This is a genomic window from Albidovulum sp. (assembly GCF_008933605.1).
Lineage (GTDB): Bacteria > Pseudomonadota > Alphaproteobacteria > Rhodobacterales > Rhodobacteraceae > Albidovulum.
The window spans coordinates 1-22420 of record NZ_WBUS01000028.1; the positions used below are offsets into that span (position 1 = coordinate 1).

The 22420-nt window shown below is 67.2% G+C and carries 20 protein-coding genes; 8 read left to right on the forward strand and 12 right to left on the reverse strand.

The window, feature by feature from the left end; translation table 11 throughout:
- Positions 1-99 precede the first annotated feature (99 nt).
- From F9K34_RS06025 to F9K34_RS06035, 3 genes are all read right to left on the reverse strand, one after another.
- Entirely contained in the window at positions 100-261 is a 162-nt protein-coding gene (locus tag F9K34_RS06025; RefSeq protein WP_291336007.1) for a hypothetical protein, read from the reverse strand.
- A gap of 343 nt (positions 262-604) precedes the next feature.
- Positions 605-2083, reverse strand: a complete 1479-nt coding sequence (locus tag F9K34_RS06030) for an NAD(P)/FAD-dependent oxidoreductase (protein WP_291336008.1) — start codon at positions 2081-2083, stop codon at positions 605-607.
- A gap of 295 nt (positions 2084-2378) precedes the next feature.
- Positions 2379-3728, reverse strand: coding sequence for a nucleotide sugar dehydrogenase (locus F9K34_RS06035; RefSeq protein WP_291336009.1), 1350 nt, complete (start codon positions 3726-3728; stop codon positions 2379-2381).
- Between the two features lie 383 nt (positions 3729-4111).
- Here F9K34_RS06035 and F9K34_RS06040 point away from each other — a divergent pair, with 383 nt between their 5' ends.
- Genes F9K34_RS06040 through F9K34_RS06050 form a run of 3 tightly spaced genes read left to right on the forward strand, consistent with a single transcriptional unit; the run spans position 4112 to position 8113 of the window.
- Positions 4112-5083: an NAD-dependent epimerase/dehydratase family protein gene (locus F9K34_RS06040; protein ID WP_291336010.1), complete on the forward strand. Its 972-nt coding sequence runs from the start codon at positions 4112-4114 to the stop codon at positions 5081-5083.
- 2 nt (positions 5084-5085) lie between these two features.
- On the forward strand, positions 5086-6579 hold the full coding sequence (locus tag F9K34_RS06045; RefSeq protein ID WP_291336011.1) for a glycosyltransferase family 39 protein: 1494 nt from the start codon (positions 5086-5088) through the stop codon (positions 6577-6579).
- On the forward strand, positions 6572-8113 hold the full coding sequence (locus F9K34_RS06050; protein WP_291336012.1) for a GMC oxidoreductase: 1542 nt from the start codon (positions 6572-6574) through the stop codon (positions 8111-8113). Before F9K34_RS06045 ends, F9K34_RS06050 begins: the two co-directional genes overlap by 8 nt.
- A gap of 15 nt (positions 8114-8128) precedes the next feature.
- Here F9K34_RS06050 and F9K34_RS06055 read toward each other — a convergent pair whose 3' ends face one another.
- Genes F9K34_RS06055 through F9K34_RS06090 form a run of 8 tightly spaced genes read right to left on the reverse strand, consistent with a single transcriptional unit; the run spans position 8129 to position 17092 of the window.
- Positions 8129-9385 (reverse strand): glycosyltransferase family 4 protein, encoded by a 1257-nt coding sequence (locus tag F9K34_RS06055; RefSeq protein ID WP_291336013.1) that lies wholly within the window; start codon positions 9383-9385, stop codon positions 8129-8131.
- Between the two features lie 19 nt (positions 9386-9404).
- On the reverse strand, positions 9405-10193 hold the full coding sequence (locus F9K34_RS06060) for a polysaccharide deacetylase family protein (RefSeq protein WP_291336014.1): 789 nt from the start codon (positions 10191-10193) through the stop codon (positions 9405-9407).
- A 1-nt stretch (position 10194) separates the two neighbouring features.
- Positions 10195-11634, reverse strand: a complete 1440-nt coding sequence (locus F9K34_RS06065; protein WP_291336015.1) for a protoporphyrinogen/coproporphyrinogen oxidase — start codon at positions 11632-11634, stop codon at positions 10195-10197.
- Entirely contained in the window at positions 11631-12611 is a 981-nt protein-coding gene (locus F9K34_RS06070) for a lysylphosphatidylglycerol synthase transmembrane domain-containing protein (protein WP_291336016.1), read from the reverse strand. Before F9K34_RS06070 ends, F9K34_RS06065 begins: the two co-directional genes overlap by 4 nt.
- A 1-nt stretch (position 12612) precedes the next feature.
- A complete protein-coding gene (locus F9K34_RS06075) occupies positions 12613-13524 on the reverse strand; it encodes a glycosyltransferase family 2 protein (RefSeq protein WP_291336017.1) in 912 nt (303 codons plus the stop codon).
- 43 nt (positions 13525-13567) lie between these two features.
- Positions 13568-14581, reverse strand: a complete 1014-nt coding sequence (locus tag F9K34_RS06080) for a glycosyltransferase (RefSeq protein WP_291336018.1) — start codon at positions 14579-14581, stop codon at positions 13568-13570.
- Positions 14578-16119 carry a hypothetical protein gene (locus F9K34_RS06085; RefSeq protein WP_291336019.1) on the reverse strand — a complete coding sequence of 514 codons (1542 nt, stop codon included), beginning with the start codon at positions 16117-16119 and terminating at the stop codon, positions 14578-14580. Before F9K34_RS06085 ends, F9K34_RS06080 begins: the two co-directional genes overlap by 4 nt.
- Positions 16112-17092 carry a UDP-glucuronic acid decarboxylase family protein gene (locus F9K34_RS06090; RefSeq protein WP_291336020.1) on the reverse strand — a complete coding sequence of 327 codons (981 nt, stop codon included), beginning with the start codon at positions 17090-17092 and terminating at the stop codon, positions 16112-16114. Before F9K34_RS06090 ends, F9K34_RS06085 begins: the two co-directional genes overlap by 8 nt.
- Positions 17093-17618: 526 nt before the next feature.
- Between F9K34_RS06090 and rfbC the strand changes: the two genes are divergently transcribed.
- Genes rfbC through F9K34_RS06115 form a run of 5 tightly spaced genes read left to right on the forward strand, consistent with a single transcriptional unit; the run spans position 17619 to position 21526 of the window.
- Entirely contained in the window at positions 17619-18182 is a 564-nt protein-coding gene (gene rfbC, locus F9K34_RS06095) for a dTDP-4-dehydrorhamnose 3,5-epimerase (protein ID WP_291336021.1), read from the forward strand.
- Between the two features lie 2 nt (positions 18183-18184).
- On the forward strand, positions 18185-19222 hold the full coding sequence (rfbB, locus tag F9K34_RS06100) for a dTDP-glucose 4,6-dehydratase (protein ID WP_291336022.1): 1038 nt from the start codon (positions 18185-18187) through the stop codon (positions 19220-19222).
- The gene (gene rfbD / locus F9K34_RS06105) at positions 19219-20088 is read left to right on the forward strand and encodes a dTDP-4-dehydrorhamnose reductase (RefSeq protein WP_291336023.1); all 870 of its coding nucleotides are present in this window, start codon (positions 19219-19221) and stop codon (positions 20086-20088) included. Before rfbB ends, rfbD begins: the two co-directional genes overlap by 4 nt.
- Positions 20085-20987, forward strand: coding sequence for a glucose-1-phosphate thymidylyltransferase RfbA (rfbA, locus tag F9K34_RS06110; protein ID WP_291336024.1), 903 nt, complete (start codon positions 20085-20087; stop codon positions 20985-20987). The genes rfbD and rfbA overlap by 4 nt, the downstream gene beginning before the upstream one ends.
- Positions 20988-20989: 2 nt before the next feature.
- The gene (locus F9K34_RS06115; protein WP_291336025.1) at positions 20990-21526 is read left to right on the forward strand and encodes a hypothetical protein; all 537 of its coding nucleotides are present in this window, start codon (positions 20990-20992) and stop codon (positions 21524-21526) included.
- 138 nt (positions 21527-21664) lie between these two features.
- Here F9K34_RS06115 and F9K34_RS06120 read toward each other — a convergent pair whose 3' ends face one another.
- Positions 21665-22420, reverse strand: a complete 756-nt coding sequence (locus F9K34_RS06120; RefSeq protein WP_291336026.1) for a LamB/YcsF family protein — start codon at positions 22418-22420, stop codon at positions 21665-21667.

Here is a 22420-nt window from a genome sequence, read left to right on the forward strand (position 1 = left end):
GCCAGGGGCGCCGGGAGGGAGGGGCCAGAAGCCTGATTTCAAAAAGAAAAGGGCGCGTCCCCGGACGCGCCCCTTTGCCGGGCACAACTTGCGGCCGGATCACCGCCCGCCAAGCTTCGCGCGGCTCGACACGAAGGCGATCGGGACGGAGTGACGGGCCACGGTATCGCGGCCACAGCCATGCCCCATCCGGGTGCCGGCGGAAATATGGGCAAGTGCGCTGGTGCGGCCAAGGCGGGCTTTCTCGACGAGATCGGTCATTGGGATGTGCCTCCGGGTGCGGGGATTGTGGTTTTTTTACGTTCAAACTCGTGACCTGAGGCCCATTTTTGAGCGCAGAATTGTCGGAAACATGACGGAATTGCGCCGGAATCGCGCCGCGAGAGTGCCATTTTTCGGACAACCACTGGTTGCCATGAACGATACCGGCCCACGCCGCGCTCATCGTTAACCAAGCGGAAATAAACCGCCGCAGCTCCGCCCGTGCCTGTCCCTTCCGATTCGCGCCCTTGAGGCCGTTGCGGTGCGCAATGCCGCCGCCAGCCTCACACCGGCTTGAAGATCAAGCCCTTCGCCTGCGCCGGGGGGGACGGCTCCGCCAGGATCACTCGGCCGCCAGGGCCGGCTTGACGCTTCCGGCAGGTTTCTTGACCTCGAATTCCTCGTGGTAGGAGCGTTCGACGTTGACGTTCCAGACGTCGTTCTTCTCGCCCAGGATGTTGCGCGCGGCATACATCGCCGAGAGCATCGAGTGATCCTGGTTGTTGTAGCGGTGCAGGCCGTTGCGGCCGACCGTCTGGAAGTTCTCGAGGCCGAGGAGCCAGTCCTCCAGCACGTCGAGCGCGGCGCGGTATTCGCCGTCGTAGACCGGATAGGCCTTTGGCTGGCGGATGATCGCGGCGCCGACCACGTCGGTCGCCTTGGCAAGACCGAGCTGCTCCAGTTCCTGCGAGGCGAGCTTGCGCAGATCCTCGTCCGACATGGTCCAGAGACCGTCACCCTGCTGGCAGAAATACTCCATCCCGATCGAAGCGGTGTTCTGGTCGGGCAGCATCTCCTTCGACCAGGCCCGGAAATTCTGGATGCGGCCGACCTTCACCTTCGGCGAATGGATGTAGATCCAGTTGTCCTTGAACGGGTCGGCGTGGTCGAGAACCAGCGTGACGATCAGGAAGTCGCGGTACTTCAGCTTGTCGGCCGCCTCCACGACCTCGGGCGGCGGCGGCGGGTCGAAGGCGTGGATCAGGTCGCGCAGCGCCATCGTGTTGACGAAGTGCTCGCCCTCCACGCGCTCCGTCACCGGCGCCCGGCCGTCCTCGTGCCAGTGCTTCACGTCGACGGAGATCACGCGATTGCCCTTGCGGTTCACGCGGATGACCTCCGAACGCAGATGTACCTCGCCACCGCGCTCCTCCACCAGTTCGGCCGTGCGCTCCCACATCATGCCGGGGCCAAGGCGCGGATACTGGAATTCCTCGATCAGGCTCGTCGTGTCGTTCGCGCCGGAAATCGCGTTCCACACCGCCTTGAAGAGCGAGAGGTTCTTGATCCGCTGGGCGGCCCAGTCCGCACGGATTTCCTTCGGATTGATGCCCCAGACCTTCTGCGTGTAGCTGCGGAAGAAGTGCATGTAGAGCCGCCCGCCGAAGCGGTTGATCACCCACTCCTCGAAGCTTTCCTCCTTCTTGTAGGGACGGACCTGCCACTTGAAGTAGCTGAGAAGGATGCGCATCGACTCGTAGGGACCGATGTTGGTGAGCGCATTGAACAGCTTCAGCGGGTAGTCGAAGAACTTTTCGCGGTAGTAGATGCGGCTGAGGCGCGGCACGGTGATGAAATCGTCCTGCAGCACTTCGTGCCACATGTCCTCGACCTCCTTCACCTTCGTGAAGAAGCGGTGGCCGCCGATGTCAAACCGGTAGCCGTTGTTGGACTCGGTGCGCGAAATGCCACCGACCATGGTCCCGCCCTCGTAGACCATCGGCTTGTGCTTTGCCGAGCGCTTCTGCAACTCGTAGGCTGCGGTCAGCCCGGCAGGGCCGCCGCCGATCACCACGACGGGACAAAGCTCTTCCTTCTGCATTCCGACCACCACCGTTCCCGAAAAATCGCTCTAACTTCAAATCCACCCTACGCCGGCAACTATACAGTCTGGCGCCGCAGGGGCAAAATCATCTTCGTCTCAGTGCGTGACAAGCGCGCCATGAACGGAACCAATCCGGGGTTTCACCGTCGCTTCGTTGCCTTTCGCACCTGCAGCGGAACGGCGACAGGACCGAAACTCAACCAAGGGTTGAAAGTCGTCACTCGCAACACACTAAGAAGAAAAAACATCCGAATCGCTCCTCCAACACTCATGACGCCGCAGCGCGGCACACTCAGATCTTGACGAAGCGGCCCGCCGGCGGCAGCAGGCCGCGGGCCGCGAACACGTTGCGCGTATCGAGCAGAAGCCGGGCCACGCGGGCCACCAGCGCATAGTCTACAAGACTGTGGTCGGTGGCCACCAGGACGGCGTCATAGCCGGCCACGACCTCTTCCGTCAGCGGCACGGACCTGCGGCCCGCCAGGTCCGGGTCGTCGCGCGTCAACGGCATCACAGGGAAATAGGGATCGTGGAAGTCGCACGTTGCCCCCATCGCCTCAAGCCGCTTGAGGATTGCGAGCGCCGGACTGACACGGGTGTCCTCGACGTCCTTCTTGTAGGCGATGCCGAGAATCAGGACCCGCGCGCCCGTAACCGGCACCCTGGAGTGCTTCGACAGTTCCACCGCGACGCGCCCGGCGATCATGTCGGGGGCGTTTTCGTTGTTCGTCCGCGCCAGATCGACGATCGGCATGGCCGAACCCACGTCCTTTGCCCGCCACGAAAGGTATGCCGGCGAGACCGGGATGCAGTCGCCGCCAATTCCGGGACCCGGAAAGAACGGCATGTAGCCGAAGGGCTTTGTGGCGGCTGCCTGCACGACCTCCCAGACATCGACGCCCATCGCCTCCATCGCCACCTTCATCTCGTTGACGAGCGCAATGTTCACGGTGCGGAAGCTGTTCTCGGCGAGCTTCACCGCCTCGGCCGTGGCGAGCGAGCTGACGGGCACGGTCTTCGTCACGATCTGCGAATAGAAGAGGTCGATCAGTTCGCGCGACCGGGCGTCATCGGCACCCACGACCTTCGGGATCGACCGCGTGTCGAACTTGTGGTTGCCGGGATCCTCGCGCTCGGGCGAGAAGGCGAGGAAGAAGTCCTCGCCGGCGCGCAGTCCTCGGCTTTCGAGGATCGGTTTCACCACGGTCGCCGTCGCGCCCGGCCAGACGGTGCTTTCCAGCACGACGAGCTGGCCGGGCTGCAGCCATTCGGCGATGCTCTCGGCCGCGCGGAGGACATAGCTCAGGTCCGGCTCCCGCCGGGGTGACAGGGGGGTCGGCACGCAGATCAGGATCACGTCGACCCCGGCAAGGGACGTGCGGTCATGCGTCGCCGAGAACCGGCCGCCGGCGACGGCGTTGCGGATCCGGTCCTCGGGAAAATAGGAGATCACGCGCTCGCCGGCGTTGATCGCGGCGACACGTGCCTCGTTCAGGTCGAGTCCCGTCGTCGGAAACCCTGCCTCGCTGATCGTCAGAGCCAGCGGCAGACCGACGTAGCCGAGCCCCACGGTGGCGACACGGGCCTCGTGGCGGGCAATCCGGTCCTTCAGGGACGAGAACAGCGAAAAGGCATTCGTCATGGTCAAACTCGCACCAACGCGTCCGAAGCGGCCGCCAAATAACACGGTCCTACGGTAACATGCACGTATCGGTTTAGACAGGCAAACGCCCGATGGACAGTCCGGAATGTTGTACCTTCGGAGCGGACAATCACACCTGCCTGCCGGTTTTGGAGCGATTTGCCTGCCGTAAGGTCATGACCGGATGGAAAAACGATTCTGTGGCACGGCGCGGCTGGACGGAATGTCCGCGCGCGCGAGTGTTCGCGCCTCCGGTCCACCGGGCGCCGCGCCGCAGAACTGTTTCCGGCCGCGAGCAAAGTGGGGATATCCGCATGGCCGAGGCCCGGGCCCCATGCTAGGATCGCGGCCGGATTGGCGGGCGGAATTTCACGCGAGGGGATATGAAGATACTCATTACGGGCGGTGCCGGCTTCATCGGCTCGCATCTTTCCGAACGCCTCGTGGCCGAGGGTCATTCCGTCACCGCGCTCGACGATCTCTCGACCGGACGGCGCGAGAACCTCGCCAGCCTCGCCGGCAGCAACCGCTTCCGTCTTGTCGTCGGCACGATCCTCGATCCCTCGCTGGTCCAGAGCCTCGTCGACGAGGCCGATGTGATCTTCCACCTCGCTGCCGCCGTCGGCGTGAAGCTCATCATGGACGAACCTTCGCGCTCCATCCTGACGAATATCAACGGCACCGAGAACGTGCTGAAGGCGGCGCTCAGGGACCGCAAGCCGACCTTTGTCGCCTCGACCTCGGAAGTCTATGGCAAGGCGACGAAATTCCCCTTCTGTGAGGATGACGACCTGACCATCGGGGCGACGAAGAACCTGCGCTGGTCCTACGCCTCGGCCAAGCAGCTCGACGAGTTCCTCACTCTGGCCTACGTCCGCGAGGTGGGCCTGCCGGCCGTGATCCTGCGCTTCTTCAACACCACGGGGCCACGCCAGACCGGACGCTACGGGATGGTCCTGCCGAACTTCGTGCAGGCGGCGCTCGACGGCCGCCCCCTGATGGTCCACGGCACCGGCGAGCAGTCACGCTGTTTCGGCCATGTCGCCGACGTGGTGGAGGCGCTGGTGCGGCTGATGGCGACGCCGGCGGCACGAGGCGAGGTCTTCAACGTCGCCAACGACCAGGAGGTGACGATCCGCGCGCTCGCCGAGACGGTGATCGAGATGACCGGGTCGCGTTCGGAAATCCGCCTCGTCCCCTATTCCGACGTCTACCCCGCCGGCTTCGAGGACATGGCGCGCCGCCTGCCCGACGTGTCAAAGCTGGAACGCACGATCGGCTTCCGGCCGCGCCGCCCGCTGTCCGAGATCATCGGCGACATCATCGCCGAGAAACGCGGCCTGCAGCCGGCATGACGATGAAATCCGCTTCGCGCACCGACATCCTCTGGCTCGCCCTCATCCTGGCGCTCGCCACCGCGCTGCGGCTCGGGAACCTCAATGCGCCGATGTGGCACGACGAGATCCAGACCCTCGTGACCCATGTGCATTTCCGCTGGGGCGAGATGCTGCAAAGCTACTCGATGAACCACCACTATCTGCACAACTTCGCGGCAAAGCTGTCGATCGAAGCCTTCGGGGAGGCCCCTTGGTCCGTGCGGTTGCCGGCGATGCTCTTCGGGGTGGCCACGATCTGGGCGACCTGGGCGCTGGCGCGCGAGGTGGCCGGCACCACCATCGCCCATGTCACGGCGCTCCTCCTCGCGCTCAGCTACCACGAGATCTGGTTTTCCCAGAATGCCCGCGGCTACACCGGGCTCGCGCTCTTCTCGACGCTCGGGCTTCTCTACTTCCTGCGGGGCATGAAGGCGCCGGAGTGGCGCAACTGGATTCCCTTCGCGCTCTGCCTCGTGGGGGCCGTCTTCACCCACCTGACGGGGGCCTTCTTCTTCGTAGCCCTCGGCTTTGTCTGGCTCGCCGTCGTCCTGACGCGCGCCCTGCGCGGGACGCTTCGGGCCCCCGTCGTCCGGATTCCCTTCCTCGGTTTCCTCATCGGCGGCCTGCTGACCATTCTCGTCTACCTGCCGATCCTTCCAAGCCTGTTCCACGCCGTGTCCACGGTTTCCGAAGGCTCGGCAGTGGACCTGATGAAGGAATACCAGAACCCGGTCTGGACCGCGTTCGAGGCGATCCGGACCGGCATTGGCGACGCGGGTCCGCTCGTGCCTGTGGTGGGCGCGGCCGTGCTTGTGCTCTGCATCCTCGGCGCGATCAGCCTGCACGGCGCGGCACCGCTCTTCGCGCCCGTCGTCGCGCTGCACATCGTCCTGACCACGGCGCTCCTCATGGCGGTGGGGATGCGAATCTGGCCGCGGTTCTTCTTCGTCGACATCGGGCTCTTGATGATCCTCATCGTGGCCGGCGTACGCCTCTCCTGCACGATCGTCGGCAGCCTCGCGGGTGGAGAGCGGGTGACGCGTGCGCTCTGGACCCTCGGCGTCGTCCTCATGGTGCTGATCTCCGCCTATCTGGCGAAGCGCAACTACGCCTTCCCGAAACAGGACATTGCCGGCGCCTTCGCCTTCGTCGAGGGCGCGCGCAAGCCAGGCGACAGGGCCATCGCGCTCGGCTACGCGGGACAGAACTTTGCCTATTACGGCGCCGACTGGCCGGTCGTCTATTCCGACGACGAATACCGCGCCGCGATGGCCGCCCCCGGCACCGTCTTTGTCGTCGCCGGCTTCCCCGCCCGGGTGGAGCGCGACATCCCGCAATACGCAGCCGATGCCGGGCTCCGCGAGGGATTCGATGCCTGCGATGACCCGCCGCCGCCGGATGCGACGCTGAAGATGGCGCACTGCTTCCCCGGCACCCTGGGGGACGGCTACGTCCTCGTCTTCCGCCGTGACTGAGGCGGCCGATGTCGTCGTGGGCTCCGGCCCGGCCGGCGTCGCCGCTGCGACGGCGCTGCTGGCGCGCGGACGCGCGGTGCTGATGCTCGACGGTGGCAAGGAGCTGGAACCCGCGGCCGAAGCCCGCCGCGCCGCGCTTGCCGCGACCGACCCGGACGACTGGGGGCCAGAGGTCAGGCCCGCCTGGATGACGCCGCAGTTCGAGGGTCCGGCGGGCCAGATCCGCCGCTACGGCTCCGATTTCGCGATGGAGGTGGGGGACGCGACCTTCGCCGAGCTGCCCGGCTGGATGGGCCTGCGCGCCTCGCGTGCGGCGGGCGGGCTTTCCAACCTCTGGGGCGCGGCCGTCCTGCCCTACCGGCAGGCCGACATGGCAGGCTGGCCGGTCACCGAGGCCGACCTCGCTGCGCATTACCGCGCCGTCGCCGGATTCCTGCCCGTCGCCGGGCGCAAGGACGATCTGGCGGGACTCTTCCCGGCCCTGCCCATGGCGGGCCGAAGCCCGCTGCCCTATCCGGTGCAGGTGCAGGCATTCCTCACCCGCCTCGCCGCCGCCCGCGAGCGGCTGGCAGCCCGGGGGCTTACCGCCGGCGCGGCACGGCAGGCCGTCTACGCGGGCTGCCACCGCTGCGGCCTCTGCCTCCACGGCTGCCCCTACGGGCTGATCTGGTCCGCCCGGGACCAGATCGCGCGCCTGCGGGAAAACCCTGCCTTCCGCTACCGCCCCGGCGCCATCGTCACCCGCTTCGCGGAGGACGGTTCCGGCGTGACGCTGCACCTCGAGGGAGGCGAGACGCTGAACGCCTCGCGCGTCTTCCTCGGGGCGGGCGTACTCGAGACGGCGCGCATCCTCCTCGCCTCCGCGCCGGGTGCCGCCACACTCACCCTCCGCGACAGCCAGCATGCCTTCCTGCCGATGCTGCACCGCTGGCGCAATGCGACGCGCCCCGACCGCGGCCGCTTCCACACCCTGCCGCAGGTCTTCCTTGAGCTAGATGCGCCGGACGTGTCGCCCTTCCTCGTCCATGCGCAGGTCTATTCCTGGAATGAGTTCTACGCCCGCGACCTGATCCAGAACTACGCCCGGAAACTGCCCGGCTCGGCCCCGCTCTTCACCGCGCTGGCCCGCCGGCTGATGGTCGCGCAGATCTTCCTGCATTCGGATCATTCGCACCGGATCGCGCTCACCCTCGCCCCGGACGGGCGGCTGCGGCCGAGGCTCGAGGAAAACCCCGACACGTCTCGCGTGGTGAAGGCCGCGGCGGGCCGGATCGGCACGGCGATGCGCGACGCCGGCCTCGTGGCACTCAGCTTCGCCACCCGGGGAGGGGCGCCGGGATCGAGCTTCCATGTGGGCGCGAACCTGCCGATGGCCGCCGATCCTTCGGGCGCGCAGTCCGACCCTCTGGGACGGCCCTCCGGGCTCGCGCGACTCCACGTGATCGACGCGAGCGTCCTGCCGGCGATCCCGGCGACGACGATCACCTTCCCGGTGATGGCCAATGCCCACCGCATCGCGTCGCTGGCGGGCTAGGCGGCGGGACCCGGATCACCGCCCTTCGAGCGCACCTGCGTTGAGGCGGGCCGCAAGCGTCCGGTCGCCCCGCCGATGCGCGGCCCGCGCGAATGCCGCGCCATAGGCCGCCATCACCCGGTCCTCCTGCCAATGCGTCTCGAAGGCCGTCCGCGCCGCCGCCGAGAGGGACGCCCGGTGCGCCGGGTCGGTCTGCAGCATCCGCATCGCGGCCACGAGGTCGTCCTCGCTCTCGAAGAGCGCGCCTGCCCCGGCGCGCTCCACGATCTCGGGGAACGGGCCGAGCCGGCGGGCGATGACGGGCGTGCCGAGCCGGAAGCTCTCGATCAGGATGATCCCGAAGGTCTCGTAGCAGACGGAGGGCACGATCAAGGCCTGCGCGCCGCGGTAATAGGCGTCGAGCTCCTCCGGCGCCTTGCGGCCGAGGAACTCGATGTTCTTCCGCCCCGCGGCGAGCCGTTTCAGCTCGCCGGCGTAGTCGCCATCGCCGAGGATGAGGAGGTCGGCCTCCGGGTAGCGGTCCATCGCCGGGAAGACATCCTGCAGGCCCTTGATCTTTTCCAGCCGCCCGACGAACAGGAAATACGGCCGGGGATGGCCCCGGAAGGGCTCGGCGAGTTTCGGCAGGTCGGGCAGGAAGTAGGGCAAAACCTCCATCTCGTGCCTGAGGCCGAAATCGCGGTGCTTCGCCCGGCTGAATTCGCTTTTCGCGATGATCAGGTCCACGTTGTCGAGCGCGCGGCCGAGAAGCCCGGTATGACGCCAGAGCTGTGGCGGGCGCCTGTAGGTGATCTGGCACTTCAGGCAATGGCGTTCGTCGCAAAGTTCCCGCCCGTAGCGCCAGAGGACGTGGGTCGGGCAAACGAGCCAGTGCTCGTGCGCCTCGTAGACCTTCAGGCCCTCTCCGATCGGCAGAAGGCCCGGCCCGCCGATGAGCGAGGTATTGTTGTACCACAGGATGTCCGGCTTGCGGTCGGCGATGATCTCGCGGATACGGGCCGCATGTGTCACGGGGCGGCCAAGCTGCTGGGTCAGAAGGTTCGACAGAAGCCCGTGGCGGGCCCTGAGCCCAATCCGCCGCACGCCGTCGGCCGGTCCTTCCGTCTGCACCTTGCCGCCAAGGATCAGGTAGCTGTCCTCGTCATGGACGACGGTCACGTCATGTCCGCGCGCCGCCAGGGCGCGCGCCATCCGCTGCACGCCGATCGCATCGCCGCCGAACGAATAGGGCGGATAGAAGGTCGTGAACATGACGATGGACAGCGGCGTCACCCGGCGCCTCCCGCGAAGGTCATCGCGACGTCCCGCCCTGCCCGAGACCCTGCCAGGGGCTTGTGACCCGTGCCTTCACGGCACGCAGGGTGCGTCTGAGCGCCAGGTAGGACGCGCCCCGGCCGCGCAGATGATCGCGCCAGCGGGCGCGGTCGGTGAAGTAGAACATCTCCAGCCGAGGCAGGTCGAATAGGTCGTCCTCTGGCCTCGCCTCGCCGAGGCGCGTGCCGACCGAAGTCTGGTAATGCGCCGCGATCCGCGCGCGCACGCTGTCGTCCGCGAGCCCGTAGGGCGGCGCGAAATGCCGGACCTCCGTGCCGATGCGCTCCTCGATCTCGGAGCGGGAGCGACGAAGCTCCGCCTCCACCTCATCTCCCGTCATGGCGGTGAGGTTTGGGTGGTGGACGGTATGGCTGCCGAAGGCTACGCCGTCACGCGCGAGCGCCCGGATCGTACCCCATCCCATCAGCGCCCGCGGCGGCTCGGCGATGCCGCGCCAGCCCTCGGTCCGGCCGATGAAGGCCGTCGGAAGGTAGACGATGGGACGGAAGCCGTGCGCGGACATCACCGGCCAGGCAACGTCGGCGAAATCCTGAAAGCCGTCGTCGAATGTGACGACGACCGAGCGGGGCGCGAGTTCGCGGCGCCCGGTTCGGCTTGCCACAAGGTCGTCGAGCGAGATCACCGGCACGCCCGCCTCGGCGATCGCGGCCATCTGCTCGGCGAAGACCGAGGGTGCGATGGAGGTCGCGCCGCCCCGGTTCGAGACCGAGTGATACATGAGGATATCGACGACCGGTCCCGCCACGTCAGTCCTCGACCCGGTGGCTCTCGAACTCGTGGCGGTGCGCGGCCCATCTTGCCCGGTCGACCGCTCCCTCCGGGGTCAGCACCTCGGCGGCCGCATAGGCCATGGCGAAGGCGTGGTGGGTGTTGTCATGCGCGAAAAGTCCCTGCCGGCCGAAGCTCAGGAACCCGTCGAGCGACGACAGCCAGTTGTCCACCGTCTCGAAATGGCGCTGGTAGTCGATGTCGTAGACCGGATAGGCATGCGCGATCCGCCGCGTCTCGGTCCGGATCACGGGCACCGTGACGGGAAGGCCGAGTTGCCCCAGCCATTCGCAATAATGTCGCCCGAGTTCGGCGTCCGACATGTCCCACCATTTCTCGCCGGGATCGCAGGGCAGCTCGGCGCAGAGGATCGTGCGGTCCGCCGGTCCTGCGGCGGAATTGTAGTTCTTCGGCTCCGACATCCGGCTGATCGGGATCGACAGTTCCGGGAAGTAATGCGCGTCATACTCGGTGAAGCGGTCGGTCCCGAGGATGAGGTAGACAAGGATCATGCCCCGGAACCGGATGGCTTTCGCCGCCTCGATCACCTCGGGCGGCGGGGGCGGATCCATCAGCCGTACCACGGTCGTGAGCGGGATGGTGGAATAGACCTGGTCGGCGGCAAGGCGGCTCTCGCGGTCGCCATCCTTCATCACCACGGCGGTCACGTGACTGCCCTCGCGCTCGATCCTGAGGATGTCGGCCCGGAAACGGAAGGCCGCGCCCTGTGATTCCGCCGCCGCCATCATCGCCCCGGAAATCTGCCCGAAACCATGCCTCGGATAGAAGAACCGCCCGGTCGTCGCGCCCCTGAGACCGGGAACCATGCGGACCATCTTGCCGAGGATCTTGCCTACCGACGAACCCGAGACGCGCCGCTCGGCCAGCGTCACGGCCAGTTTGTCGGGGTCGAGCCCCCAGAGCTTCCGCACGTAGGGAAAGTAGAAATTCTCCGAGATCGTCGGGCCGAGGCCGTCGTAGAGGACGGAGGAGAAGCTGCGCGGGCCGGTGGATTTCTTGCGGAACTTCTTCAGCGCCATGTCGCCAAGGAGCGAGGCCGCGAAGGCCGGCGGCAGCTTCAGGAGCGCGTCCTGAAGCTTCAGCGGGAAGTGGATCCAGCGCCCGCCGAGCCGGATGCGGCCATGCCGGGGCTGCAAGAGCAGGTCGGGGCCGAGAAGCCGTTTCACGTCGGCCAGCACCTCCGGGTCGGCCACCGGGTGGAACCGGTGCGAACCGTAGTCGCACCAGATCCCGTCGATCTGGAACGAGGTGGAGTTGCCGCCGGCGACGGGCGCACGCTCCAGCACCTCGACCTCGGCCTTGCCCTTCGAGAGCGCAAAGGCGGCCGCGATCCCGGCCGGTCCCGCACCCAGAACCGTCACACGCGGGCGCTGGCCCGCAGCGGCCTTTGCCGTCATTCCGACATCTCCGTGATGGGCCGGGCCACCGCCTGCGGAGCGGGCCGGAACCCGCCGCCCGACGCGACGAGAACCGCCGCGCCGAGGGCGCCCGCGAGATAGAGGATGCCCTGCCAGGCGAGGCCGGAGGCCACGACCTCGGGCGCGCCGGCCCCGAAGGGCAGGAGGAGGGCGGCGAGCGAGCTTTCCCGCACACCGAGCCCGCCGAGCGAGATGGGCAGGGTGGCGATGATCTTGGCCATCGGCCAGGCGAAGAACCATGCCGCGAGCGGCACGTGCACGCCCACCGGCTCCGCCAGCTTCACCGAAAGCCAGATGAGCACCGACTGGATCGCCGCCGAGAGGGCGAGCGTGAAGAGGAGGAGACCGGGCTTCTTGCCGAGGGCCGCGAAGGCGTCGGCCACCCGGAGGGCGAGCCCCCGGGCGGGCAGGCCGGGCCGGCGGCCCCAGACCATCCGCGCGACGGCGGGGAAGAGGAAGAGGCCGGCGATCGCAAGCCCGAAGACAAGCCCGCTGAGGCCGAAGGCGAGCCCGCGGCTGCCACCCCTCCCGCCAAGCAGCACGAGGCCCGAGAGCGTCAGGCAGGCGAGGCCCACGAGGTCGATCATCCGGTCGCCCACCGCCGCCGCCGCCACCTTCGGCCCATCGCGGAGCGAGACATGGGCAAGCCCCGCCCGCACCGCGTCGCCTCCCGCTGCGCCGGGCAGGCAGAGGTTTGCGGCGAGCCCGGCGAAATGGGCGCGCAGCGCCGTCACGAACGGGATCGCGCGATCCATCAAGAGCCACCATTTCGTCGCCGTGGCGACGTGGCAGAGCAGGAACGCCGCCAGGACGGAGAGGAAGAGCGTCCAGCTCAGCCGGGTGAAGCCCTGAAGGATCGCCTCCTTCGGCAGGAACCAGAAGATGAGCGCAAGCGCCGCGGCCGACCCGGCCGCCCGGATCGCCCATTTCCTCAGCGCCTTGCCCGGGATCGCCACGTCAGGGCCTCAGATGCAGGCGCGAGATCATGTCGGCGATGAGGCCGAGCGACCAGATGATGAGCGCGGACAGGAACGCGAAGATCGTGGTTTCCGAAAGGTTGTCCATGAAGATGTCGTAGACGAACTTCGTCACCCCGAGCGCCATCAGCGCCAGCCCGAGGGGGATGAAGACGCGCAGCGGGTTGAAGAGGACGGTCATCCTGAGGACGAGGATGATGAAGTTGAGGAAGTCGACGGGGCGGATCTTCGACTTGCCCACGCGCTTGCCGTATTCGATCGGCGTGTAGATCATCCGCTTGCCGTTGCAGGCCATGCAGAGCGTGATCGTCGTCGTGAACGAGAACTTCTGCGGCAGGAGCGGCACGAAGGGCACGAGTTCGGACTTGCGGAATATGCGCAGGCCGGAGTTCAGATCGTTCAGCTTCCTCTCGGCGAGGAAAGAGGCGAAGTGGTTCAGGATGAACTTCGCCGGGCGACGGATCATCGGAACGTTCTTCATCGCCGCCCCCCGGTCGCCCACCACCATGTCCTGGTTGCGGCACATGGCGAGCATCGGCGGAAGGTAGCGCGCGGGATAGGTCCCGTCGGCGTCGAGGATTGCGACATATTCGTACTGGGCGTGCCTGATCCCGCGCTTGAGGCTCGCGCCATAGCCGGTGTTGACCTGGTTCGAATCGACCACGACCCCGGTCTCGCGGGCGATCTCCAGCGTCCGGTCCTCGGACCCGTCATCGATCACGATAATCTCGTAGGGGATGCCGAGCGGATCCAGGTGGGCGCGCACGTCCTCGATCGTATGGCGCACCGCGCCTTCCTCGTTGTAGGCGGGGATCACGACGCTGAGCGACATGCCCTCGACCTCCGACGCGAGGCTCGCCATCGCCCCCGCCTCCGCGGCCCGATCCTTCATGTCCTTCATTCCCTTCACCGTTTTCCGTTCATGGCCGTGCGCCTCAGGGCACGTGCAGCCGGTTCCTGATGCCGAGCACATGGTATTCGAACAGGCACCAGACGAATGCGGCCGCCGAATAGACATAGTAGAACTGGTGGTAGGCGAGCGCACGCGCCGCGAAGACGGCCCCGCCGTGCCGGTGGAGGAACCGGGCGAAATCCCAGTTTAGCACCAGCGCCAGACCGACCAGCCCCAGCACGACGGGCCAGAGTGCCAGGGCAAACGGCAGCGCGAGAAGCGAGAGGATCAGGAGACCCGCGACCACCGCCTTCAGCTTCTCGCCGTTGCTGGTGTTGAGGTCGTTCGCCACACCCTCGCGCGCGATCATCAGCCGCGACCACGGCAGCGCGCGGCGGAAGATGTCGGTGTGGATGGCGTTCTTCGGCGTCCAGACCTTGAGGTGCTTGCCGTGCAGCGTCGGGTCCAGCACGATCCGCCCACCCGCGCGGCGTATGCGATAGCCGAGCTCGATATCCTCGATCGAGGGCACGCGGTAGGTCGCGGTGTCGAAGCCGCCGATGGCACGGAACACGTCCTTGCGGACGGCGCCGCAGCCCGCCCAGAAGGTCTGCGCGTCGCGGCTGGCCTTCTGGTGATAGAAGCGGTGCATGAGGTTCTTGTAGCGCGAGAACCAGGGCGCCCCGTCCGGCGCGTCGTCGTAGGAGCCGAAGACGGCCGCCACCTGCGGATCGGCGAAGGCGTGGTGGAGCTTCGACGCCCCGTCCTCCCAGGCGATGACGTCACTGTCGACGAACCACAGGATGTCGCCCGCGGCATGTTCGGCGGCGAGATTGCGCGCCAGCCCCGGCCCGCCATTCTCGGGCGTCGTCAGCACCCGCGCGCCAAGCCGCAGCGCCACCTCGGCCGTGGCATCGGGCGAGCGGTCATCGACGACGATCACCTCGGCCACCTCGCCGCGGGCCTGCATGGCCATCAGGGGCGCCAGCACGCGCGGCAGGAGAGCCTCTGCCCGGAAGGCCGGCATCACCACTGAGATGGCCATCGGCGCCGTCATGCACGCGCCTCCGCCGGCACGTCGAACCGCCGCGACCGGCGCGCGAAGACGACGAGAATCGTCGCGATGAGCGGCAGGAGCCAGATCACCCGTGCTCCGTATCGTGTCGCCGGCTGCGAGATGCCGCCGCAGACGAGCGCGTTGGCGAGAATGCCGAGTATCACCATGACGGCGAGCGCCTTGATCTCTCCGGGAACGCGGCGCGGAAGCAGGACGAGCGCGAGGATGACGGCGAGCGAGGCGGCGTAGAGGAACTGCTGCCAGAGCGTAACCGGCCCGAGCCACGCGGTGTCGCGGGTGATTCGTCCGTGATCGAAGGTCGAGAAGGCGAGCCCGGTCACGTCGGCGTTCTGCGCGATGATGTTGTCGGTCGGGATCGTCATTTCCACCGAGACCCAGCCTGCCTGCACGAAGACGTTGCGCAGCAGCGCCCGGAAGACTCCGAAGGGCTGGTCCCTCAGCACCGCGAAGAAGAACGCGATCTGGTCGTCGGCGACCGCCTTCTGATTCTCGGGGGTCATCAGCCGGAACGAGCCGAGCCGGGGCGAGGTCTCAAAGGTGATATGGCTCGCAGTGATCCGGTAGGGATCGTCCGACCATTGCAGCGCCTCGTGCAGCTTGCAGGTCGGGATATGCGCGTCGGGGCAGTACTTGTCGAGGTATTTCAGCCCCGGCCCGTCCTCGATCATCCGCGCGGTGATATAGGGCTTGATCACCACTTCCGCATCGGAAACCGCCTTCGCCGCAGTCCTGAGCAGGCTTTGCTCGGTGAACCCCGCCCCCACGATCAGCGCCACATAGGCGACCGGCAGCCACCACCTTTGCCGCGACAGGATGAGCGAGATCAACGCGACCGCGGGGATCATCACGAGCCCGATCGCGAGATGGGAAAGGTGCGAGACGATGGCGAAAATGCCGACGAGGATGGCGAGGATCACCTCCCACGGTCGCATCCCGCGTCCGAACACGGTCAATGTCCCGATCACCAGAAGCAGGACCGGCGCGAAGGTGTCGGGCATGAGATAGGCGACGAAGAAGGGAAGCGATCCGAGGCAGGCCACGATCACCGGCAACGCGACGGCTTCGCTTACGGGCACAGACAGGCCCCATCGGCGGGAGGCGACACGCATCGGCAGCCAGATGGCGATCAGGACTGCCGCGATGTTGAGCAGCATGAGACCTTCGAGCGCATGAAATCGGGCGAGCAGCGCGGTGGTCAGGGCATAGACGGTCGAACGCGAGCCGTCGACGGTATTCTCCGCCTCGATTTCGGTCGTGTCGGGGACGCCTTCGACCACCCCTTCGGCGGCCTTCTGCGCCCTGATCTTCTCCATCCGCACGTTCAGAGGGGATTCGCCCCTGATGCCGAGCTGGCGCAACCCGGTGTGACCCTGCGAGATGTAGCCCACCGTGTCGAAGTAGAACAGCGGCCGGCCGTTGATCAGGAAGACGCTGAGGCAGGCGATGACCGCCGCCGCGATCCAGATTACGGCGCGGCCCGTTCCGCCTCCGGCACCGGTCGCGTTACTGTCAGCCATTGCCTACCCCTCCCGTCGCTTCAAGGTCCTCGCGGAGCGCCGCAAAATAGGCGATCGTCCGCTTCAGCCCGTCCTTCAGCTTCACCTTCGGCTCCCAGCCGAGCGCACGGCGCGCAAAGGCGATGTCCGGCTTCCGCTGCACCGGATCGTCGTGCGGCAGGGGTTCATACACCAGTTCCGACCGCGAGCCGGTGAGCTCGATCACCGCCTCGGCCAGTTCTCGGATCGACATTTCGACCGGGTTGCCGATGTTCATCGGTCCGGTGATCTCGTCGCCCGTCTCCATGAGGCGGATCAACCCCTCGATCAGGTCGTCGACGAAGCAGAACGACCGGGTCTGGCTACCGTCGCCATAGATCGTGATCGGCGCGCCGGCGAGCGCCTGCATGATGAAGTTGGATACCACGCGACCGTCCTGCGGATGCATCCTGGGCCCGTAGGTATTGAAGATGCGCGCCACCTTGATCCGCAGCCGGTGCTGGCGGTGGTAGTCGAAGAACAGCGTCTCGGCGCAGCGCTTGCCTTCGTCATAGCAGGACCGGAAGCCGATCGGGTTGACGTTGCCCCAGTAGTTTTCGGTCTGCGGATGCACCGTCGGGTCGCCGTAGACCTCGGAGGTGGAGGCCTGGAGGATCTTGGCGCGGAGCCGCTTGGCGAGGCCGAGCATGTTGATCGCGCCGTGAACGCTGGTCTTCGTCGTCTGGACGGGGTCGTGCTGGTAGTGGATCGGCGAGGCCGGGCAGGCGAGATTGTAGATCTCGTCCACCTCGACATAGAGCGGGAAGGTCACGTCGTGGCGCATGATCTCGAAGCGCGGATGGCCGATCAGATGCGCGACGTTGGCCCGGCGCCCGGTGAAGTAATTGTCGATGCAGAGGACGTCGTGGCCCGCCGCAACAAGCCGCTCGCAGAGGTGAGAGCCGAGAAACCCCGCCCCGCCCGTCACCAGGATCCGCCGCGACATGACGCTCATCGACCGCTTTCCTTCCCGCATGCGGCCACGCCTGACAGCCCGGGCGCGCCTTTGGCCGTGCTCCCACAGCCGTCTGACAAGATTATGGCACCGCCCCGCGACGGGCGAGGGTTTTCGGCTCGGGACGCAGAAGCGCGCGCGCCCGTTGCCGCAGATTTCAGCAAGGGCCGGTCAGATCCCGGCATCAGGCATTCCCCGTCCAATACTCCTGCCGGCAATCCACCCCGGCACCATCCAATCCAACTTCGCCCGGCCCGCGATGCCGGGCCAGTGACTTTTCGCTTGTAGCAGCCCCGCAAGCGTTTGGCACGGATTCGCGGCGTTCCGCACGGCGCGGTTTCCCGCATCGGCGCCTCAATGCCCACGATCCGGGACTGACGACAGCCCGGCAACAATCGCACCCGCTCTCGGTCGGCGCAATGGCACATTTCCCGACCCCGTCAAACACGACGCGGCGCCCGAATGCGGTCTTTCGCCCCGTGATCCGGCGGGCTATGTTCGCCGCCGCAGAAAAGGTGCGCGTATCATGCAGATCGAACAGACCCCGCTGCCCGGCGTCCTGATCCTGACCCCCCGGCGTATCGGCGATGCGCGCGGATGGTTTTCCGAGGTCTGGAACCGCCAGGCGCTGGCCTGTCACGGCATCACGATGGACTTCGTCCAGGACAACCACTCCTGGTCGCGCGACAGCGGCACGGTGCGCGGCCTGCATTTCCAGTCCCCGCCGCACGCCCAGGGCAAGCTCGTCCGTTGCGGGCGGGGGAGGGTCTTCGACGTCGCCGTCGATATCCGCAAGGGATCGCCCACCTTCGGCAGATGGACCGGGGCGGAGCTCTCGGCCGAGAACGGCCGGCAGCTTCTGATCCCCGAGGGTTTCCTCCATGGCTTCGTCACGCGCGAGCCCGGAAGCGAGCTTCTCTACAAGTGCTCGGACCATTATGCGCCCGATTGCGATGGCGCGGTGCGCTTCGATGACCCCGACCTCGGCATCGACTGGGGGATCGACCCGGCGGATGCGATCCTGTCCGACAAGGACCGCGCGGCACCCCTGTTCCGCAATTTCGCCACACCGTTCCACTACGAGGCCTGACCATGAAGCTTCTGGTTACAGGCGGCGCCGGTTTCATCGGCTCGGCGGTGGTGCGCGCGGCGGTGCGCGCCGGCCACGGCGTCGTCAATCTGGACAAACTGACCTATGCCGGGAGCCTGTCGAACGTCGCCGAGGTGGCCGGGAATCCGCTCTACAGCTTCGAACGGGCCGACATCTGCGACAGGAAGGCGGTGGACCGCATCCTCGCGGCGCACCGGCCCGACGCGATCATGCACCTTGCCGCCGAAAGCCATGTCGACCGTTCGATCGACGGCCCCGCCGCCTTCATCGAGACCAACATCACCGGCACCTACACGATGCTGGAAGCCGCCCGCGCCTACTGGGTCGCGGAAGGCAGGCCCGAAGGCTTCCGCTTCCACCACATCTCGACGGACGAGGTCTTCGGCTCGCTCGGGCCGACGGGCAGGTTCACCGAGGACACGCCCTATGACCCGCGCTCGCCCTATTCGGCGTCCAAGGCATCGTCGGACCACCTCGTCCGCGCCTGGCACGAGACCTATGGCCTGCCGGTCGTGCTGACGAACTGCTCGAACAACTACGGGCCCTACCACTTCCCGGAAAAGCTGATCCCGGTGGTGATCCTCAAGGCGCTTGCGGGGGCGCCAATCCCGATCTATGGGGCCGGCGACAACGTCCGCGACTGGCTCTATGTAGAGGATCACGCCGAGGCGCTGCTGCTGGTCGTGCGGAAGGGCGAGGCGGGCCGCAGCTACAACATCGGGGGCGAGAACGAGGCGACGAACCTCGACCTCGCCCGCAGGATCTGCGCCATCCTGGACGAAAGGCGGCCCGGCAACCGGCCCTATGCCGAACAGATCGCCTTCGTCGCCGACCGGCCGGGCCACGACCGGCGCTATGCGATCGACCCCTCGCGCATCCGCGAGGAGCTGGGCTGGCGGCCCTCGGTCACGCTGGACCAAGGTCTTGAAAAGACAGTGCAATGGTTCCTCGATCACGAGGACTGGTGGCGCGCGCTTCAGGATCGCGACGGCGTCGGCAAGAGGCTCGGCTCGGCATGAAGGCGCTCGTCTTCGGCACCACCGGGCAACTGGGCATCGAGCTTGCCCGCACCGCGCCGCCCGGCACGCTCCTTCTTGCCTTCGGGCGCGAGGCGGCTGATCTCACGCACCCGGAAGCCTGCGCCGCGCTAGTGGCGGCGACCGATGCCGACGTGGTGATCAACGCCGCCGCCTACACCGCCGTGGACGCGGCCGAAAACGACCGTGAGACGGCTCGTCTCGTCAACGCGGAAGCCCCCGGCACGATGGCCCGCGCGGCCGCCGCCCGCGGCACTCTCTTCCTGCATGTCTCGACCGACTACGTCTTCGACGGCAGCGGCACCCGTCCCTGGCGCGAGGAGGACCCTGTCGCGCCGCTTGGCGTATACGGCCAGACCAAACTTGCCGGTGAACGGGCGGTCATGGCCGCGGGCGGGCCGCATGCGATCCTGCGTACCTCCTGGGTCTTCTCCGCGCACGGCAGGAACTTCGTCAAGACGATGCTTCGGCTCGGGTCCGAGCGCGAGGTGGTTTCGGTCGTGGATGACCAGCGCGGCGGTCCCACCGCCGCCGCCGACATTGCCCGCGCGCTTTGGACCATCGCCGGCGCCTTCGCCGCGGGCCGGGGAACGAGCGGCCTCTTCCACTACGCCGGCGCACCGACAGTCAGTTGGGCGGGCTTCGCCGAGACGATCTTTGCCGCCGCGTCGCTCCCCCGCGAGCCGCAGGTCACGCGCATCTCGACCGCCGACTATCCGACACCCGCGAAGCGCCCGGCCAACTCCACGCTCGACTGCGCGCGCATCCGCGCGGCATACGGCATCGAACAACCCGACTGGCGGGCAAGCCTCGCCCGGGTCATCCGCGAACTGGAGGCGTCAGCATGAGCGAAACGGGCCGCAAGGGTATCATCCTCGCCGGCGGATCGGGCACGCGGCTCTATCCGATCACCCATTCTGTGTCGAAGCAGATGCTCCCGCTCTACGACAAGCCGATGATCTACTATCCGCTGTCGGCGCTGATGCTCGCCCGTATCCGCGAGGTGGCGATCATCTCCACCCCGCGCGACCTGCCGCAGTTTCGGGCCCTTCTGGGCGATGGCTCGAACTGGGGAATGCGGTTCGACTATATCGAGCAGCCTCTGCCCGAGGGCCTCGCCCAGGCCTATCTTCTGGCCGAGGATTTCCTTGCCGGCGCGCCGTCCGCGATGGTGCTGGGCGACAACGTCTTCTTCGGCGAGGGGCTCTCGGCCAAGCTGAAGGCGGCGGACGCGCGCATGGCGGGCGGCACCGTCTTCGGCTACCGTGTCTCGGACCCTGAACGCTACGGCGTGGTGGAATTCGACCGCGACGGCCGCGTGCTTTCAATCGTCGAGAAGCCCGAGAAACCGAAAAGCGCCTACGCGGTGACGGGCATCTACTTCCTCGACGCAAGCGCGTCGGAGCGGGCGAAGACCATCACGAAGTCGGCGCGGGGCGAACTGGAGATCACCGACCTTCTCAACCTCTACCACCGCGACGGAGCGCTCAACGTCGAAACCCTCGGCCGCGGCTTCGCCTGGCTCGACACCGGCACGCATGAGAGCCTGCTGGAGGCGGCCGAATTCATCCGCACCATCGAGGACCGGCAAAACCTGAAGGTCGGCTGCCCCGAGGAGATCGCCTTCCTCAACGGCTGGATCGACGAGGGCCGGCTCATGGCCCTCGCCCAGCCCTACCTCAAGACGCAGTACGGCAGGTACCTCGCCCGCATCGCGGCCGATCCGGACCTGGCGCGGAAGGGGTGAGGGTGACACATGGCACGCCCGGTGCAAGGGCGCGCGCGATCATGCTGCGCCTGCCCCGTCCCGTCCGGGTGACCCTTGGCGCGTGGGTTCTCGGCGTGATGCTGGCGCCAGTGCTGATCGGTCTGGGCGCACTCATCCTTCTCCCCTTCGGCGCTCCGCGAAGCATCAATGCCGGCCCGGCCTGGGAGTTCTGGAACCGTGTCTTCCTGCCCGCGAGCTTCGTCGCCGGGATACCGCTTTTCATACTCGTCTTGCTCGAGGAATGGCCCGGCAGGATGACGCGCCTTTCAGGCTACGCCCCGCCGCTGGCGAAGATTTCGCTGCTCATGGCGGTGCTCTGGCTTTGGAGCGGAATATCGGTCGCCCTTCTCAGGGATTCCGCCGCACCGGTGATCGCGAACGCGATCCTGAGGCCACCCGTCGAGGCGTGGAGCATGGCCATCACCCACGCAGAACGCGGGCGGCGGAACAGCAAGGAATGCCCGAACCGCCTTTCCTTTGAAATGCCGGCGATAGCGGGCCACGAACTGTCCGTCTGAGTCGGCCGCAACAGCCCGCTTTTTCGGGCAGGGGCGGGGGACATCCTGCATCTGAAGGGCAGGTCAGGCCCGTTCGGGATAACTTATCTGCGCGATGACCTGCGGCTTGAACTTGCCGGTGAAGCGAACCGCTAAGTTCTAGAGCCCCGCCACCGTCACTCCCGCCCCTTCCAGCGCCGCCCGGACCGCCCGGGCGATCGCCACCGCCTCGGGCGTGTCGCCGTGCAGGCAGATCGTGTCGATCCTTGTCGGGATGCGCTTGCCGCTTTCAGCGATGATCGCGCCGGCCCTCACCATCTCCACCATCCGCGCCGCCGCGCGGGCGGGGTCGTGGATCACCGCGCCGGGCCTCCTGCGGTCCACCAGCGTCGCGTCGTCCTCGTAGGCGCGGTCGGCGAAGATCTCGTGCGCCACGGCGCAGGGGAGCGATTTCGCCGCGCGTTCCTGTTCCGTCGCCGCCAGCGCCATCACCACGAGGTCGGGCTGGACCCCGAGCGCGGCCTCGTAGCAGACCCGGGCCATGCCCGCGTCCTCGGCCGCCATGTTGGCGAGCGCGCCGTGGAGCTTGAGGTGCCGCAGCCGCCCGCCGACCGAGGCCGCCATTGCCGCCGCCGCGCCCACCTGGTAGCGCACCATGTTGGCGAGGGTTTCGTGCGGCACCTCCATCTTGCGCCGGCCGAAACCCTGAAGGTCGGGAAAGCCCGGATGCGCGCCGATGCCCACGCCGTTCTCCACCGCCATCCGCATCGTCCGCGCCATCACGTCGGGATCGCCCGCGTGGAAGCCGCAGGCGACATTGGCCGAGGTCACGACTCTGAGGAGCGCCGTGTCATCTCCCATCGGCCAGGGGCCGAACGCCTCTCCCATGTCCGAGTTCAGGTCCACCTTCGGCAT